Origin of the sequence: Longimicrobium sp. (assembly GCF_036388275.1) — a bacterium.
GTDB lineage: Bacteria > Gemmatimonadota > Gemmatimonadetes > Longimicrobiales > Longimicrobiaceae > Longimicrobium.
On record NZ_DASVSF010000089.1, the window covers coordinates 84,621 to 103,110 of the forward strand.

Below are 18,490 nucleotides of genomic sequence, written 5' to 3' on the forward strand. Positions count from 1 at the left end.
TAGATTTGTACACCGTAGTCCCGCTTGACCCTCCTCTGCTCCCTCGCAGCATGTCATCCCTGGCGTCGAGCCAAGCTTTCCTCGCCGTTCGTGATCTTTCCCAGCCCGACGGGCGCCCACTCTACGCCTACCGTTGCAACTCGGTAGAATTGGCGGAGATCGAGGAGCACCTCCGCGAGATTTTGTCCGGGAATCCGGGCGCATCGCGAGTGTCGGTTTCGACAGCACAGCTTTTCTGCCTATGGGCGGCGGAGTGGTGGCGCCGCAACCATGACGGCGGCACATGGCGCTGGGAAGAGATGCTCGCGACTGTCGGGGCCAAGCACTACTCCCCCGGATACCCCGGCTACCTCCAACTTCTGCGGATCGTCAGCGGAGGACTGGCTGCGTGGAGAAGAGAGCTGCTCTGGTCGGGGCACGGACGTGCGTTCCTGGTTACGCTCGGGTGCGAAGGGGGGCTGCCGCTGAAGCTGATCACGCGTGACGGCGACCGCCTGCGGCTGTACTTCAAAGCTCTTCTCGAGGAGATGAGGGTGTACGCGGGCTCCGTTACGGCGCAGGATCTCGCCGAGCGCGTTCAGCATCGCCTGCCTGCACGCCTGCGACAGGAGGTCGTCTTCGAGCTATCCGCCCGCCTCATCGATACCATCTGGCGACTTCAACGAGAGATCGGTGATTCGCCAACACCCGTTCGCGACCTCGATCAGCGCCGACCGGACTGGCGTGGTGAGTTGCCGCTCGACCTGGACGACAGGGTGGCTCACGCCCTCCTCAACAACCTGCTTCTCGATGCCGCCAGCATCGCGAAATGCAGAGGGCAGGGGATTCGGTTGATTCGCAACCTGGTGCACCAGGGAGCTCGCTGGGAGGTCGTGGGTGAGTGGCAGCTGCCTGCCGCTCTGGAAGAAGCCGAACTTGTGGATCTGTTCTCCCTCCCCTCACCGGAGATGCTCCCGCAGCGGTTTGATATCGGTGTTCGCCAGGAGACGGAGCCGTCCCGATCGCTTGTGTTCGCGACGAAACGCCCACGCTCCGGCCTGACAACGGCGATCGAGCTGGAGCACTCGCGCTTCGGTGGAAAGCCGATCGCTGGCGAGGAGGTCACATGGGGGCGCTTCCTCGTACTCCGCGTCGGGAACACGGAGTACAGGTCTGACGGCTTTCGCGGCTCAGATGCGCTTGGCGAGAGCATCTGGGTGTTTGCCGGTGCGGCCGCTGAACGCGAGGCTGGGGTCGGATTCGTTGCGGATAGGTCCTGCAGGGTAAGATTCGACGAATGCTTCGTCGCGACCCCTGACGACGCGCAGCCGATGGCCACGCAGGGCGCCAGTTACGAACCTGTCGGTCGTCTGGAATTCTTTTCCCGCACCGTGTACCGGGTTAGCGGACGAGTCGACTTCGCATATCCGGACGGAACACGGGCGGTGGTCACCACCGGCCACGCGGAGGACGACGCTGAAGTCGAGCGTCGCCTCGTCGGACCCACTGACCAGATCGGACGTGATGGCACCCGCGTGTATCGTGGGCCTCCCCGGCTCATGGAACGGTGCGGCTCGGGTGCGTGGCTGGCAATTCAGCCGCGTGAGCTATCCTGGCGGTCTGACAGTCCAGGGGCAGCCTGGCAGCCGTACGACTACACCGCTGTCGGCGATGGGAAGCTCCGGATGGTCAGGAACGGGGAAATTCGCTACTTCGTCCGGCTGCGGATCCTCCCGTACGGCACTCGTTTTCATTTTCTCCCCGGTACCGATCCTCATCGCGGGGAAGTTCGGATCAGCGGCTCCGGCGCGGACCGGGTCGAGCTGCTCGGGGCCGCCGGCGTGTCGTCAACTTTGCGTCAGCAGGGCGATGAACTGAGCGTAGCCCTCACCGCCAACGGTCCATCTCCTGCCGATCTAGATTTCGAACTCGCCTGGTCCGCACGTGGGCGGATGCGGATACGCCTGCCGTTCCCGTCCCGACGCGCCGCCTTTGAGTTGCCAGGGGGCGATACCCTCGTCACGGGCGCCTCGATCGCCGTTGGACGTTTGTCAGGCACCAGGGCGGTCGCGATTCTCCCACGGAGCGGATGCCTCCTGTGCGTGGAGGGTGATCTTCGCGGCGGGCGCACGGACGCAGGAGGTGGGATGATCCGTGCGGAAATGAGCGAGCTTGCCCCCGGTCTGTTCGAGTACGATCTAGGGCGCCTGCAGCGGGAGGTCGAAACCCGGCTGAATGCCTGCGGGGACGCGGATGCTTACGTCCGCTTCCGGATCCAAAGCAACGACATCGGGAATCTCGACAGCACCATTTTGAACGTAACTCGATTCGATCTGAGCCTCGACACTACTGACCCCCAAGTCATACGGCTATCCGAAGACACTCTGCGCCACGTCCGTCCTGGCGACGCGGAGAGCCTTCGACTCGAGGCGCTCCCACTCCTAGCTGCGGACGCCGACCCGCAGGATCTCGTCCGAACCGGAGCTGCGTCGTGGGAGGTGCCGCCGAAAGCCCTAACCAAGAGACCTCTGCTGGTCACCGGCTGGCAAGGGGATTGGTGCCGAATCCGCCCCGTGGTTTTGCGCTCGGTCGGTGACGCACATCCGTCTGCGGAGCCGGCCGTATCGATCGCGTCGTATTACGCGGACACGTCTTCGTTCCGGCGAAAGGACCTTCTATTTCAGATTGTCGCAGGTCTCGCCCATGATCCGATCCACGAGGATTGGTCTGTCGTGGACCGCATGATCCAGTGGTCTCAGCATCTGTCACCCGTAACGTTCGACATCCTGAAGCGGATCGCGGCGGATGACGAAGCAGCGGCGGTCGCTGCGCTCCGCGTCTCGGAGGCGTACTTCCCCGCCTTCTGGCGCGAGTTGGAGTCGCTGCCGTTCTGGTGGAGGCTGGTCAGTCGCCGATCGTGGGAAGCGGCGGTCGACGTGTACGCCACAACGATCAAGACGCAAGTCGAATCGCTCGGTGATCTCGGAGAGATCTTGAGGCCGAGCGATCTCGTTCGCGATCGGCTGAATCGGGCGATCCGTCGCGTATCCGGTGAACTGCCGTGCCTCGAGCCGGTTCTCCGCCTCGCGCTCTCCAGGTCACTCGGGGAAAGCGTTCCGGATGGTGTCTCCCTCGTGATGCAGCCAGTATACAGGGAGCAGTGGCTTGCGCAGGTCAGGAAGCTCGCGTCTGAATCGCCCGTGCTCGGGATGGAGTTCTCGACTATTCCCGTGATTGATCGTCTCGACGGGCTGCTTCGCCTCACAGGAGCGACCGAAGAAGGCCGCGAGCTCCTCGTCCCCCGCACTGGGCGCTGGCTCTCGGAGCAGCGCGCGAGCTTCGTGAATGCGCCGGTGCTGGCCGCGGTGAGCGCTCTGACGTCCAAGCGGCTTGACGCTCCACAGGTGCGGGCGATCAGGCAGACCCACGAACTCGCGCCTACCTGGTTCAGTGAGATGTACGGTGCCGCTTACCTGTACGGCATCGGCGCACGCCATCACGCAACGCTCGCATCCGCCTGAAAGCCCCCAAGATGAACAAGTTCTTCGAGCCTCTCGCCGACCAGCTGACTGAACGGTCGACGAGCGCTCTCCTCGGTGCACTTGGTCCTGTTTCCGCTCCCCTGCGCCGATATCTGCGGGAGTCGCTTCACAGGTTGCCGGGCCAGGGCGCAAGTCTCCTGGCGGATCCCGTGATCGAAGCAATCTTCGATTGGCAGAGTGGCGAGGAGACGATGGAGGATCTCGCCACCGCGGACATGCTGAGCAAGGAGCTTGTCCACGCTATGGCGCAGCCGTCCCGGCATGAAGCGCTTCGCGAGTACCGCTTCCCGTCGGATCGGCGGCCCTTCCGCCACCAACTCGCCGCTTGGCGTCACCTGAGGAATGAGGACGCTCGATCTGTTCTGGTCACCAGTGGCACCGGGTCCGGGAAGACCGAGGCCTTCCTGGTCCCGATCCTCGACTACCTCGCCCGCGAGCAGCGGCACCTGGGACGGCTGACCGGGGTCCGCGCTCTTTTCCTGTATCCCCTGAACGCGCTGATCAACTCCCAGCGCGACCGGCTCCGCGCCTGGACGGAACCGTTCGGAGGTAAAATCCGGTTTTGCCTCTACAAGGGCGATACGCCCGAGATACTGTCTCCACTGCAACGAAAGGCGGCATCCCCGGAAGAGGTTGGCGACCGGAAGACGCTGCGCAACGATCCTCCGCCGATCCTCGTCACCAACGCGACGATGCTCGAATACCTGCTGATCCGGAAGCAGGACCGGCCGATCATCGAGCGTTCTGCGGGGCAGCTCCGCTGGATCGTCCTAGACGAGGCACACACCTACCTCGGTTCACACGCTGCGGAGATGGCGCTGCTGCTGCGTCGGGTGCTCCACGCCTTCGAGGTCGACGCGCAGCAGGTGCGGTTCGTAGCTACGTCCGCAACGATTGGTGATGACAGTGAGAAGAGCACCGCGGAACTGCAGAGCTTCCTCGCGGATCTGGCGGGCGTGGACCCGGAGCGTGTCTCAGTCGTTCGCGGAGCACGATCGATTCCCTCTCTCCCGCCGGAGTACGCCGCCACGGATGTTCCGCTCCCTGCACACGAAGAGCTGATCGGGTGTGAGCGCGGCCAGCTTGGTCACGTCTTGGCCTCGAACCGCAGCATGCGAACCCTTCGGGAGCGTTTGCTCTCGGAAGGGGCCGTGAAGGTTTCGGAACTCGCGCGGATCAGCGCAAATGGCGGTTCATCAATTGTGGAGCACCCTGGGGAGGAAACGCTTCGCGAAACGATGCAGTTCCTCGACTTCGCCACAGCGGCCGAGGTGAAGGGGGAGCAGTTCCTCCGGGCCCGTGCACACTACTTCCACCGCACCCACGCGGGAATATGGTGCTGCGTCAATCCGCAGTGTGCCGGCAGGATGCGCACGGCGCTTGACCATCCTGAGTGGAGTTTCGGGCGGATTTTTCTGGAGCGGCGCGAGCACTGCTCCGAGTGCGGATCGATCGTGCTTGAAATGGTCCTGTGCGGCGAGTGCGGGACCGAGTACCTGGATGCTGATCTCGTGCCCGGGCAGGGAGCGTATCGGCTCCTTCCGCGGCTGCAGGACGATCCCTCAGATGCGGAAGAGTACCAGGCACTCATCGAGGGAGAAGATGACGAGGATGCGACTGCGGACGAGCCGGAGGAGGACGAAGATCGTCTCCCGCGCCTTCTCACCCGCCGCGGTGCGCCCGATACGCAGGAGATCGAGGTTCGAGTAGCCGATGGGTGGATCGTCGACGGGGGCGGTGTCCAGTTCGGCGAGGTGAGGTCGCGCTCGGCTCGGCACCATGAGATCCAATGCGTGCAGTGCCGGACCGTCGAAACCCGGCGCGGAGACCTGTTCCGCGGCACCCGGCGGGGCGCTCCGTTCTTCCTGCGGAGCATCATTCCTACGCTGCTCGAGGCGCAGCCGCCGCACAGCGCGACTCAGGCGCGTCTCCCGTTCGACGGCAAGCGGCTGCTCACGTTCACGGATTCGCGGCAGGGTACCGCGCGATTTGCGCTGGACGCACAGCTCGATGCGGAGCGGAACTACGCTCGGAGCCTTCTCTACCACCACGTTGTGAGCCGCCGGCGCGATGCGGAGCAACGTCGCGGCGACCTGGACCAGTTGCGTGCCGTGATTGCCGCGCTTGAGACAGTTGCTCCTGGAAATCCGTTCCTCGAAGACGAGCTCAGGGAGAAGCGTCGGCAACTCGCTGCCGCGGAAGAGCCCGTTGTGGGAACCCTCACCTGGCAGGAAGCGGTCAACGCGCTTGCGAGTCAGGATGAAGTCCGGCTGTGGATGCGGAAGCACTGGGCACAACTCCCACTCGGGGAGCTCGATGAGCAAGGGGTCGCTCAGCTCTGCATGCTCCGGGAGTTCGTGCGTCGGCCGAAGCGGCAGAACTCGCTCGAGACGATGGGATTCATCGCGCTGGAGTACCCGTCACTGAACCGGGCTGCCCGCGCGCCAATACCCTGGAAAGCGCGGAGTCTTTCGGAACAGGATTGGCGCGATTTCCTCAAAATCGCACTCGATTTCTTCGTCCGCGGCAGCACTGCTGTCGTGGTGGATCGTCGCTACCTCAAGTGGTTGGGGGCACCGGTGAAACCAAAGGTGCTTCGCGGTCCCGACGCGGATCGAATGAGCAGCCAGGGCTTCGTCCAGTGGCCGACCAGCAGGTCGGTGTCACGGAACCGGCTCCTTGTCCTGCTGAGTGCGGCGCTCCGTGCTGACCGTGCTGACCCGTCGGACGCTGCGGATATCGATCAGTGCTTGCGGGATGCGTGGGAGCAGGTCAGGAGCATTCTGTCGGTGACTCAGGAGGGCTACCAGTTACGACTTGAGGAGCAGGTCACGTTGCGGGAGGGAGGCTCCGCCTGGCTCTGTCCCGTCACGCGGAGGGTGCTTGATACTACCCTGCGTGGAATCACTCCCTATGCGACGCCAAAGGCCAGCGTGGAGGGTCTTCGGTGTCGTGAGCTGGTGATGCCGCGGGTTCCACATGCCTTCTGGCAACGGGAGGGCGGATCTCGGTACTCACGCGAGGAAATCGGAAGCTGGATCACCTCCAACCCGGAAATCGATACACTTCGGGCGGCGGGGGTATGGAGCGATCTGAGCACCCGGATTCTGGGGCAATCGCCGTACTTTCAGGTTGCCGAGCATTCGGCCCAGCAGAGCGCGTCCCGACTTGGGGAGTTGGAGGAGGCGTTTCGGGCAGGCAAGCTGAACGTGCTGAGCTGCTCCACGACGATGGAGATGGGGGTCGATGTGGGCGGTCTTGCCGCAGTGGCCATGAACAACACGCCCCCGAGTCCGGCGAACTATCTGCAGCGGGCCGGTCGGGCCGGGCGTCGAGGGGAGACGCGCGCGTTCAGCTTCACGTTGTGCAAGAATACTCCCCATGGGGAATGGGTCTTCCAGAACCCACGCTGGCCCTTCGATACCCGCCTCGGCGTCTCCACGGTCTCGCTCTCCAGCGAACGCATCGTACAGCGGCACGTCAGTTCCCTCGCCCTTACGCGCTTCCTGATGCTGGAAGCGGGTTCGGAGGACCTCCCTCACCTCGAGGCGGGATACTTCTTTGAACCTGTCGAGGGCCGAAGCGCGGTTTGTGAGCGATTCGAATCGTGGCTGCTGGACTCGGCCAAAGCGGACCGCTGGCTCACCGAGGGACTGAGCCGACTGGTTCGCCGGTCCGTGCTCGAAAGCGTTGCTCCGGGGCGGATGCTCGGTTCGGTCGCCGCCGCGGCTCAGCGCGTACGCGAAGCTTGGTGCGCTGAACTCCAGCCCCTCATTCGGCAGCTCGAGCTGATCGGCGACGGGAGGGATGAACAGCCGGCGCGCCGCGCCATCGAGCTACAGATTCAGCGGATGCGCCGTGAGTATCTGCTGCGGGAACTCGCGTTGCGCAACTTCCTTCCAGGGTACGGCTTCCCAACCCAGGTTGTGCCGTTCGTTACGACAACCGCATCCGACCTGGAGCGTGCCCGGACCTCGCGCAACGTCAGCGAGCATGAGGATAATCGATCGCGCAGCCGGGGTTATCCTTCGCGGGACCTGACGCTTGCGCTGCGGGAGTATGCCCCAGGTTCCACGGTGGTGATCGATGGACGGGTGCTCGTAAGCAGCGGCCTCACGCTGAACTGGAAGGTCCCCGCCAACGACGCGCAGGCGAAGGACGTACAGTCTCTGCGGTGGGCATGGCACTGCGGACGGTGCGGACGGGTGGGATTCTCGCACCGGCGTGTGGAGCGATGTGATAGCGAAAGCTGCGTCGTTGGTGATGCGCGGATCGAGAACGTTCGTTTCATCGAGCCCGCCGGCTTCGCCGTCGAGATCTCGTACGAAGCCACGAACGACCTTACGCAAAACAGCTATCTCCCGGTAGAGCGCCCCTGGATCAGCACCGGGATCGAGCCATGGCAGAGCCTCCCTCGCGCAGAACTCGGCCGCTACCGGTACAGCAACGAAGGGCGCATCTTCGCATACTCGCGCGGTCTTCACAGTGCTGGTTATGCGGTGTGCCTTCGCTGCGGACGGGCGGCTTCGCACGTGGCCGGCTCCGACGGGGTGCCTCAGGAGATGGTGAATCATCGCCCCCTCCGTGGCGGAGGCGATCGTGACGAGAGTGGACTATGCCAGGGGAACTCGAACGGCTGGGCTGTGCTTCCCAATCTCTGGCTGGGCGTGGCGAAAGAAACCGACGTCTTCGAGCTTCAGCTCCATTACGCCGGTACCGGTGCGAAGATCGAGAGCGACGCGGCGGCCGTGTCCGTGGCGGTGGCGCTGCGCGGTGCCCTGGCTGAGGCCATCGGCATCGAGGACCGGGAGATCGGGTGGGCGGTCATTCCTTCGCGAGTCCCTACCGACGAGTCACAGACGCGATCGGTCGTCCTCTTCGACACGGCAACCGGCGGGGCCGGGTTCGTTGCCCAGGCGGTGACCCGTCTGCCGCAGGTGATCGCGAGAGCCCGTCAGGTACTTCAGTGTCCCCGGGATTGCGACAGTGCCTGTCACGCCTGTCTGCTGACGTATGATACGAGCTTCTCGGCGAAGGATCTGAATCGCCATGCTGCGCTCGAGCTCCTGAGCCAGGCGTTCGTTGACGGACTTGCTCTCCCGGAGTCCCTGCAGGCGTTCGGCCCACCGTCGACGCTGGAGTTCGAACCTCTTTCGGCGGCCCTAGCGCGCGAACTCCGCGGATCGGCTGGGCTCCAAGTTGTACTCGGGGGGGCCGCGGAGGAGTGGGACCTGCCAGATTGGTCCCTGCTCGACAGGGTCAGGCGATGGTCTGCCGATGGGGCCGAGATCGAATTGCTTGTTCCCAGTCCCGTGCTCGGTTCGCTGGATGCTGCCAGCCGCAACGTGCTCGCCGCATGGACTGACTCACGGCTGGCGCAGGTACGGGAGGTTTCCGAAGCGGAAGTTCGGCACGGTGAAGGAACCCTTATCGCGAAGGTCGTGAAAGGCACGGAGGAGATCGTGTTCGCGGCGTTCGATCAGGAATCGATGACGCCGGGACCGCGGTGGAGCACCGGGAGTTCCGCCGCGAGGATCGTCACCGCCCGCATTCCGCTGGCCGGTGCATCGGACCAATCCTTGGGCCGGTCGATCTCGGCTTCGGAACTGCGGGTACGGCCGGATGGCACCGTTTCCGCCCTTGAGATCACCAATCAGTTCAATGGGCCGATCGCAACCTTCGGGAATCGGTTCTGGGATGGGGTGCTCGCCGTTGCCCCAGAGGTGGCAAGGCGGCTGGCGGGCTCAGTCCCAATTCGGCGCGTGACCTACGCGGATCGGTACGTCCGAACGCCACTGATGGTCCGCCTCCTCTTGGAAGTGGTAGGTGCCCTACGTGACCGGTCCAGTGTTGCCCCCGAAGCTGAGGTTCGGCTGATTACGATACCAATCGACGCTCGTCCTCGCGGTGTGCAGCGCGACCTCTGGCACGACTGGGCTCCCCGCAGCGTCCGGAATGAGGTGTTTGCGCTGGGGATCACCGAAGTCGGCCTCCGTCCGCTGGTGGAGGAGGTTCCGCGCGCACAGGCTCCCCATGCGCGGCAACTCGTGGTTGAATGGGAGGACGGTGCTACGTGGTCCGTTCGCTTGGACGAGGGATTCGGATTCCTTCGTGGAAGCGGGAATTCTACATATCCTTTCGATTCCGATGCTGAGCGGCAGATCCGCGCGCTTATGGACGCTGACGGGCTGGTATCAGCCCACGCAAGAACGGATCTCTACGTCTATGCCCTCAGGCGCTCAGGGACTTGAGTTTACTCGTTCACTCGACCCTGAAAGTTGGGTGCTGGCACGGTAACGGCGGACGGACGTCGTCATATGAGCAAGGTCCTTTCGGAAGACAGTCGTGGCAGCCTCGAGCGAGGCGGTAGCAGGATCAAGTGATCTTAATCGGAAGCAAACAGTTCCTGAGCTTTCTTCAGGCATCGCGCTCGTCCGAAGCGGACTCTTGGCTGAACTCGTGGCTTTTGTGGCTGAGCCGCCGTTCTCTTCCAAGTCCCACCGAACGTCTTCGTGCCGTTTCGGCCCGCTGGCGACCGCTGGACTGCGCATCCCGTTCCGGTGCCGTGTGACGCCTTGGCGGGGAATTGGCGCTGGGCGGTCCTTCTAACGTTTCTGGTCCGCGACCGGAGCGAATAAGGCGGGCCGGAACCGCGCGAACAGGAGCGAGAGATGGGGAGGAGATTTCACGTTGTGCTGCTGCTGGCCGTGTGCGGCATTGCGGGCGTCGACGGGGCGCGGGCGCAGGGGGGCGAGCCGAACCCGCTCTGGGAGCCGGTGCCCACCAGCGAGTTGGAGAACCAGGCGGGCGCACGGGCGTTCCGTGTATCGTCCGCACGGCTCGACCGGCTGAAAGCCGCGCCCCTCCTGCAGCTTCTGGAGGCGGCGCCGCTGGACACCGATGCCGCCGGGCCGCAGGCATGGGTGGAGATCATTCTCCCCGTCCCCGGACTCCTCCTCCCCCGCCGGTACGAGCGCTTCCGCGTGGCGGAGTCGCCGCTGATTCCCCGCGAGCTTGCCGGGAACGTGGGCACGCTGCGGACCTACACCGGGCGCGGCATCGATAGTCCGGCCCTGACGACGCGCTTTTCCGTGTCCGAGCGGGGACTGAGCGGGATCGTGCTTGGCCCGGAAGGCACCTGGGTCATCGAGCCTGTGGAGGGCGACGCGGATGGTCCGGGGGATCCGCTCCTGCCGCTGCACGTCTCCGCCTTCAAGGAAGACCTCCCCCAGCGCCCGCGCCCCCAGTTCGAACTGCCGGGCCACCCCCCGGTGGCGCCGCCAACGCCGCTCGTTCCGGCGACGCCCACCGCGTTCGACGCGCCCGCCGCCGCAGCCGAGGCGCCCACGGATCTCGCGCCCCGCATCCGGACCTTTCGCTTGGCAATTGTGGCGACGACAGAATTTACCACGTATCACCGGAACCGTGCTGGCCGCACGCTGACGGATGACCAGGTCCGCGACCGGGCGCTGGCCGCCATTGTAGACGTGATGAACATGGTGCAAGCGGTTTACGAGCGGGAGCTCGGCGTTCGCTTTGAGTTCGTGCCGCGTCAACGCGAGCTGATCTTCGTCTCCGAACCCGACGGGTACAACGGCAAGTCGGTCGACAGCCTGCTCCTGGATCGCAACCAAGCTTACCTAGACAGCATTATCGGGCCGGGCGCGTACGACGTGGGCCACGTGTTCACGGTCGGCGGCGGAGGGTACGCGACCATCGAGGCCGTGTGCCGCGACGCCTTCAAGGGGCAGGGCGGTACCGGCGTAGAGGTGGCGCGGTCAGAGAAGGTCTTCGCGATCGACTACGTGGCGCACGAGCTCGGCCACCAGTTCGGCGCGCGGCACACCTTCAACGCCATACGCCAAGACGGCTGTTCACTAGAGGCGCGCGAGGCGCGGAGCGCATTCGAGCCGGGGAGCGGCACCACGGTGATGGCATACGCGGGGATCTGCGGCACCAGCAACGTGCAAGACGAGTCCGACCAGTACTTCCACGTCCGATCGCTCGAGCAGATCGCTGGACACTTGGCGGCGCATGCCTGCGGGCGCACCGAGGCAGTCAGAAACCGAGCGCCGACCGTCTCCGCGACGGCGCAGTGGATGATCCCGGCCCAGACGCCGTTCGTCCTGACGGCCACCGGTACGGATCCCGATGGAGACGCCCTGACCTACAGCTTCGAGGAGTTCTATCGCGGCGCGTCGTGGACCCCCCACCCATCGCCGCCCGAAATGGTGGAGCCGGGGCGGATGCGGCCGACTTTCCGCTCCTACGAGCCGGACACGCCGGCGCAACGAGTCTTTCCGCGGCTCGCGGACCTGCTGTTCAACAGCCCCTCTCGGTGGGAGCAGCTTCCCGGTGGTGAACGGAGCACCGCAGCGAACCGGCCGCTCACCTTCCGCGTCACGGCGCGTGACGGCCGCGGGGCCTTCGCCACTACGGACGTGGAGGTGACGGTGGTCGCGCGCACGGCATCCAACAGGCGCGTAGGCCCCTTCCGGGTGACCGAGCCCGGAGCCGGCGACCAGGTGCGCCGCGGCTCCACCCTGACGGTGGAATGGGACCCGGCTCGTACCCAAGACGAGCCGCTGCGGTGCATGCAGGTCCGCATCACCCTGGCGACGGACGAGCAGGGCAGGTTCGAGACGGTGCTGGCCGACGCGACCCAGAACGACGGCGACGAGGCCGTCACCATCCCGGACGGACCCGCGGCGCCGCGCGCATGGGTCCGGGTGGAGTGTGTCGGCAACATCTTCTTCAACGTGTCACGGGCGTTCGTGCTCCTTGGCTCGGACACCCGGTGAAGCGATAGGTGTTGAATCGGACCCAGGATCCGGAATTACCCTGAAGATACGGCCGGCACCTGGGGATCATGATCATGTTGAGCGATCCGGAGTTCACGCTCTGCCCCAAACTTAGCGCGACAAATTGCATTTCTGGATGCGACAAATTGCATGTCGCGATCTCGACCTCAAGAACGCGTCGGCCCGCGATGGAGCACTTCCATCGCGGGCCGACTGCTCAGCGGACAGTGAAAGCGAACGTGTTCGACTGGGTACCCCCCGGGTTGTTCACGCGGATGCTCCAACTGCCGGCCGCCCCCAGCAGGATCACCATGTCAAAGCCAGTGGACGTCACATTCTTGATCAGCCCAGACCCGTTGAGCGTTGAACTGCCCCCTGGGCAGTTAACCGTGACGGTCAGTTCCCCCTTAAAACTGCTTCCGTTGACGTGCACGGTCTGGTTGGCGGAGTTCGCTGTCGGCGACCCAGGACTGATGAGCTGACCTGGGGGGATGGGGCGACCGCCGGCTGCACCTGGAAGCCAAAGGTGTTCGACTGGGTGCCCCCGGGGTTGTTCACCCGAATGCTCCAGCTACCCGACGCGCCGAGCAGGATCACCATGTCGAAGCCGGCGGATGTCACGTTCTTTATCTGCCCCGACCCGCTGAGGGTCGAGCGAGCACATGACCTCCGACCCGCTGGTGACGGTGCGCCCAGGTGCCGGCGCGGACGACATGATGAAGAAGATGCGCAGTTCGAAGGTGCGGCGGGTGATGGTCACGGATGGTGACGGCATCCTGCGGAGCGTGGTCGCCCAAGCCGACATCGTGCATGAGATAAGGGGAGGATCATCCCCGACGTCTGGAGAAGATGCTCGACGAGATCTCGTAGCCGGTGGGGCTGGCCCGGTAGCCTGCTTTGGCTGAGTCGCCCCGGTGTTGGTGATGACACTTTATAGGGCGTCGGCCGGTCCTTCTGTCGTGACGTGCGCCGCTCGAGTTCCCGGTTCCCCGCGCCCATCAGCAGCACGCTGGGGTGGGTGAACGCGGAGAGCGGGTTCACTTGGGGTACACGTCGCGCATGACCGACTAGGTCTTGAGCGCGACCCCACAATCGCCACTTCCACGGAGTCTCTCATGACGGACTGGCCAACAGCCAACCCGGCGGTCCGAGTTCCGGAGGGAGCTTAACGAAGCACGCCGGGTCTGCCGCCGCGTTCGATCGCTGCAGGATCGTCTGAATGACCTGCTGCTGGGCTCGCCGCTCGCGCAACGCTTGGGGCGAGATCGGTGACGCGGCCGCGGCAATTTGGGTGTAGCGCTGTTTGCAGCACAGCCGGAAGGGAAGCTTCTTCCCACACACGCACCGCGCGTCCGGCTTGTGCTCAAGCGCGCGAAGTACGTCCGCTGCGTCGTGCGGCGCCTCTCCCCCCGGCCACCAGCCCACCGCTTCAAAGAAGAGGTGGCGACGCAGCCAGTCGCCGGCGAGATCCACGAGCCGGCTGATGTCGTCGCGCTCCGGGTCGTAGGTGCGGTCCGGGGCGAAGAACGTGCACGCGGACCCATCCGCGTGCAAGTGCGGGTGGAAGGGATGTGCGGCGCGAAATCTCGGGCCCAATGATCCAGATCTTCGGCAGGTAGATCGGCTCTGGGGGGTAGACCAGCGCGACCTTGAAGCGGTCCAGCCGGGTGCGGAACGGCTGTAGCACGCCCCTCCAATGAGATTGGCCGTGAAGGGGGACCACCACATGGAATTGCGGATACCAGTCCTGCATTCCTGCGGTGTCCCGTTCCAGCCCGGGAATGTGGCCCACCTTCATCGGTACCTTCCTGGCTTAGAGGCAGGCGTGAGAGCGGGCCTGCGGCGGGGGACGGTGGTGTCCGTGCCCCTGCCCGTGGCCGTGCCCGGTGTGGCCGTGCCCGTGTCCGTGACCGTTCCCATTGCCGTGGCCATGGCCGTGTTCGTGTCCCGGCGGATCGTTCGGGCGGGCGAGGGTGCCTCCGCGAGCGATCGGCGGGTTGCCACCGCGGTCCAGCTCGCGCCCGAAATCGGCGAGCTCTCGGTCTTCATTGCGGATCATCGTGAGAGTTCCTCTGGCGGTTGTGTACGGCTCGCCTCCGCAAGTCGAGAAGAGGCGAGGTTAGACGCGGCGGGTCCGGATGCTCCGGACCCGCCGCTGGACCCGATCAGCAGCGACCCTTGTCGACCAGGTCCTTGCACTCGGAGCAGAGCGGCTTGTTGCCGGTGCCCTGGCGGAGGTTCTCCGCCTCGATGTTGTTGCCGGTGTTGCAATTCGTGCAGACGTGGTGCACGTTCTGCTTGACCGAGTGCCACGGCGACTTCTTCATGGTACCTCCCGCAAGGTTTGCCGGGGGGCGACGACCCCAGGCCTTTTGAGTTGCTGAACGTGCGACAGTGGCCCGTTCGACCTGAGAGACGAATGGCGCTTACACCTCGGTCAAGGAGCTAGCGGAAGAGCGGTGTAAGGAGAATTCGTCCCCGGGTTCGGCGGTCCGAAGTCGACGGATCGCCGAACCCGGGGACGGGGCCCCGAGGCACTGGAGCATGATGGGAGAAGATGTGATCGCCCGGCCGGTCTTGTCAGATGCGGAGATCGTCGGACGGCTTCGCAGTGCCGAAGCACGAGAGCGGACGGAAGGCGAACGGTGCTTGGTGGACCGACATGGTGCGCGGCTGATTGCGTACCTTGTCCGGCGCTTTGGGTTGAGCGGCGATGACGCAGAGGAGCTTGCTGCCGAGACGATCGAGCACGCGCTCGAGGTACTCGACGCGCTGCGCGAACCCGCTAAACTCGCTGCTTGGCTGAGGATGAGCGCCCATCGCAGAGCCATCAGTGCGTACCGGAGAGCTACGCGCCCGCCGCCGAAGCCGGCTGTCCCGCCAGCGGCACTCCTCGGGATCGCCGAGGCTCCGGAGGATCTGGACGATGCAGAACTAAGGGCGTGGCGCAGGGTAGTCGCGGGACAGGTCTCGACGGCTTCCGAGAATCTGCCGGGGCGCTATCGAGACGTGTGGGAGGCGTTGTTGAATGGACTCTCGATCCAGGAGATCGCCGAGATGAACCACATCACTCCAAACAACGCTTCACAACTGCGGTTTCGCACCCTCGGCCGTATGCGTAAAGAGTTGAAAGAACTGGGTGTGGACCTAATAGACATTCCGGCTAGGGGTCGAGCATGAGCAAGCGGAATGCAGGCTCGTCTCCGCTTGGGCCGCCGGGTGAGCATGGCGACGAGGTCCGGCCGGAAACCTGGCTACAATCCGAGCAGGTATCCAGCTGGATTTGGGACAGTGTCAAGCCCGAGGAGTTGAAGGCATCAACGCGGGATCGGCTTCTCGGAGCAGCCCATGCGGGCAGTGAGCGTCGACTGGTACGGGCAGCAGCAGCCGCGGTCCGTCCTGCTGCGGGAGAGATGGTGGGCGGCTATCTGGCCCGGATCCGGACGGCGGCGGGGGCCAGCCTCGAGGATATAGCTCGCTATTCACAAGCTTCCGTCGATTCGCTGCGAACTCTTGAGAGGATCGACCGGGGACTTGCTGGGATAGGACCTGCGGCGTTTGCTGCTCTTATAGATCTGCTTGATTTCCCATTCGAGAACGCCGTTGTTTCCGCGCAACGAGGGCTCGGGGGGTGGCAAGCAGCGGGTGGACTCCGCTCTGCTCGGCAACGTGAGGAGTCTCACTCTCCTGAAGTTGAACAATATCTGGAAGAAACCGTGGCCGCGCTACGAGAGCGCGGCCGCGAAGATTTGCTTGGACGGAGTTGATTGCGGTGAGAGCGCGGCCGCAACGCGCGCGTCAAACGGCAATCGCGATGTCGGTTTGGAGCGCGGGGAGCTGGAACTGCGCTTCTGCGAGTGGATACAGTGGGACCCCTTCCGGTGTGCGCACTGTTACGAGCAAGGTGTAGCGAAGGTTCGGGCGCTTGTCTCTGGGAATCAGCCGGCCTCGTGAACGGAACAGGTGGCGCAACTCCAGCACAGGCTCATGAAGGTCTTCTGCCTTCGCCCTGAAGTACTTGCTGATTGTCGTATCCCATTTTCCCTCCGCGCGGAGGCGGCGTTCGGTACCAGGTTGGGTACCGAAACCCTGCCGTTTCGGTCTGCGTGCGAGGCGTACCGGGCGGCCGTTTACCTCGCTGGGGACAATAGCTTCTTCCCAGGCATCGAATACATCCAGTTCTTCGCGGGTTTCCTCATCCAGAAGCGCGTAGCGGCGTGCGTGGGGAGTCACTCGCCATTCGAACCCGGCTTGTGTGTAGCCAGCGACGTCAGACGGGTCGACCGGCGACGTGTAGCAAAGGGTGAATCGCACTGCTATTTCCGTTTTGGGATCAAGCCCGCTGGGCACTGGAAGGCGAAGAGCGATCGCCTCGCCTCGCGAGACGGAGTCCTCGTAGAGAACGGTGACTTCGTTTTCGGAGCAGTCCAGGACCGTTCGCAAGTCTAGTTCGAAGCGGCCGTAGCCGATCTTCAGCACGCCATGGCTGCCCGGGCCACGCCGGCAGAAATGGACCGCGAACGCGCGAAGGGTTTCTGGGCGCGACCTCCGCCGACCGAGAACCCCCACAAGTCCCGCGAGCGTGTGAGTGACCAGTGCGGCCGCGTAACTGGTGCCTTCGTCCTCCACCTGCCCGTGAGCGGCGAGACCCACGAACGGCTTCCCAAGCGCGAGGCACCCGCCGGGGCCGACGCCGTGGGGGCGTACCCAGCCACCATGCCGCCCGGGGCCCCGACCACTGTAATCTGCGCTGCGCACGGCGTCGCCGTCTGCGCCTGTGCACGCGCCGACGGCGATGCCATTCGCCATGTCTGCCGGAACGCAGATGCGATTTCCTCCGCGAGTCTCGTCCTCGCGGCCTAGATTGCCAACCGCACTCACCACCGTCACTTTGCGCTCAAGCGCGACACGGTCCAGCCGAACCGTCCACTCGTGCGGCGGGTCGTCGGGGTGAACGGGGATCTCAGGGCCATAACTGAGGTGGGCAATCGCGTAGTCACGGGTGCGGAGCACGTCATCAATGGACTCGACGACGTCCAGCAGGTTATAGTCAGCCGATTCGGAGCTTCTGGGGAGTACGCGATAGTGATCCACGTGCGCCGCTGGCTCGGGGAGCTGACCCGATTCGGCTGCGGATCCGTAGAGCACCGCGTTGTTGACCACGGTACCGTGTGTAACCCATTCGTCCACTGGATCCTCGTCCGTTAGCTTGTACGGCGTCGTGTATCGCGCCGCGCTCGTGCACTTCGGATCAAGGCCCCCGTCGAACATGGCAATCGTGACGGTAGGCCGGGTGTACGCGGATGGTGGTGCACCAGGTGGGAAAAGGGTGCCTGTGGGCCGGCCCGGCACCGCCATGGAGGGGAGGGGCCGGATTACGCGCAACGCGTTGAAACGGGCCGCCTCTCGAGCCTGTTCGGGAGTGAGATGGACGGGGAGATAGCACATGCCGTTTGCGATGTACCGGCGCCGCCCGCGAACGGATTCCGCGCCGGCAAGGCTGCGCACCCAGTCGACGAACTTGGCATAGATTTCCTCGAGATTCGCATCGGCCTCGTCGGTCGTCCACCGCATAGTAGGCGGGTGGAGGACTGCCTCCCAGCCGCGAGCGCTACCAGGATCGGGTTCCGTGTCGGTGCGCAGGACCTCGTCTTCTCGCGAGAGCCGCAGTTCAGCGAACTTTCGCACATCCAGCCATGCCTTGGCGGGCGTGTTCTGCGGGCCCTGAAGCACTGACTCGAGCCGCTCAAGTTCTTCGTCGGTCGCCGCCATGAACAGCAGGCGCGCCGGCGCCTGGTTCAGGGGCTGATCTCCGGGGACACTGACTGATTTGGCGGAGCGGGCGGGCGCGCTGCCTACCACCTCAATGCCGGTTGCCTGGATCAGCGGGAGAGGGAAGTGCGTCCCGGCAAGGAATTCCGCGTGCATTGTCGCCCGGAACACTACGCGCTTGCCGCGTAGCCTGGGATCGATGGCGCGCGCCTCGGTTCGGAGCGCAGCAACATGACGGCGGAGCCGGATTGCCTCCGCTGCCGGGTCGCCGCGAAGGTTCTCGGGGCCGCCGCCACCACCCCATATGGTCGGCTGGCGGAGGCGTTCTCCACCTTCGCGAATTGGCCGTTCGCGGTCTTCCGCCATGGCGTGCGCTGGTCTATTCGATGGTTACGC

The 18,490-nt window shown here is 64.7% G+C and carries 8 protein-coding genes; 5 read left to right on the top strand and 3 right to left on the bottom strand.

Going from position 1 to position 18,490, the window contains the following annotated elements; all coding sequences use genetic code 11:
* Positions 1 to 50 precede the first annotated feature (50 nt).
* The 4 genes from VF632_RS18665 to VF632_RS18680 all read left to right on the top strand — a co-directional run bounded on the left by VF632_RS18665 (position 51) and on the right by VF632_RS18680 (position 13,227).
* Positions 51 to 3,500 (top strand): STY4851/ECs_5259 family protein, encoded by a 3,450-nt coding sequence (locus tag VF632_RS18665; protein ID WP_331024449.1) that lies wholly within the window; start codon positions 51 to 53, stop codon positions 3,498 to 3,500.
* An 11-nt stretch (positions 3,501 to 3,511) separates the two neighbouring features.
* Entirely contained in the window at positions 3,512 to 9,772 is a 6,261-nt protein-coding gene (locus VF632_RS18670; protein ID WP_331024450.1) for a DEAD/DEAH box helicase, read from the top strand.
* A 420-nt stretch (positions 9,773 to 10,192) separates the two neighbouring features.
* The gene (locus VF632_RS18675) at positions 10,193 to 12,322 is read left to right on the top strand and encodes a reprolysin-like metallopeptidase (protein WP_331024451.1); all 2,130 of its coding nucleotides are present in this window, start codon (positions 10,193 to 10,195) and stop codon (positions 12,320 to 12,322) included.
* A gap of 662 nt (positions 12,323 to 12,984) precedes the next feature.
* Positions 12,985 to 13,227, top strand: a complete 243-nt coding sequence (locus tag VF632_RS18680; protein WP_331024452.1) for a CBS domain-containing protein — start codon at positions 12,985 to 12,987, stop codon at positions 13,225 to 13,227.
* Between the two features lie 208 nt (positions 13,228 to 13,435).
* Here the strand turns inward: VF632_RS18680 and VF632_RS18685 are convergent, their stop codons facing one another.
* Positions 13,436 to 13,876, bottom strand: a complete 441-nt coding sequence (locus VF632_RS18685; RefSeq protein WP_331024453.1) for a hypothetical protein — start codon at positions 13,874 to 13,876, stop codon at positions 13,436 to 13,438.
* 611 nt (positions 13,877 to 14,487) lie between these two features.
* Positions 14,488 to 14,649 carry a hypothetical protein gene (locus VF632_RS18690; protein WP_331024454.1) on the bottom strand — a complete coding sequence of 54 codons (162 nt, stop codon included), beginning with the start codon at positions 14,647 to 14,649 and terminating at the stop codon, positions 14,488 to 14,490.
* Between the two features lie 217 nt (positions 14,650 to 14,866).
* Here VF632_RS18690 and VF632_RS18695 point away from each other — a divergent pair, with 217 nt between their 5' ends.
* Entirely contained in the window at positions 14,867 to 15,502 is a 636-nt protein-coding gene (locus tag VF632_RS18695; RefSeq protein ID WP_331024455.1) for a sigma-70 family RNA polymerase sigma factor, read from the top strand.
* 618 nt (positions 15,503 to 16,120) lie between these two features.
* Here the strand turns inward: VF632_RS18695 and VF632_RS18700 are convergent.
* Positions 16,121 to 18,460: a S8 family serine peptidase gene (locus VF632_RS18700; RefSeq protein ID WP_331024456.1), complete on the bottom strand. Its 2,340-nt coding sequence runs from the start codon at positions 18,458 to 18,460 to the stop codon at positions 16,121 to 16,123.
* Positions 18,461 to 18,490: the final 30 nt, after the last annotated feature.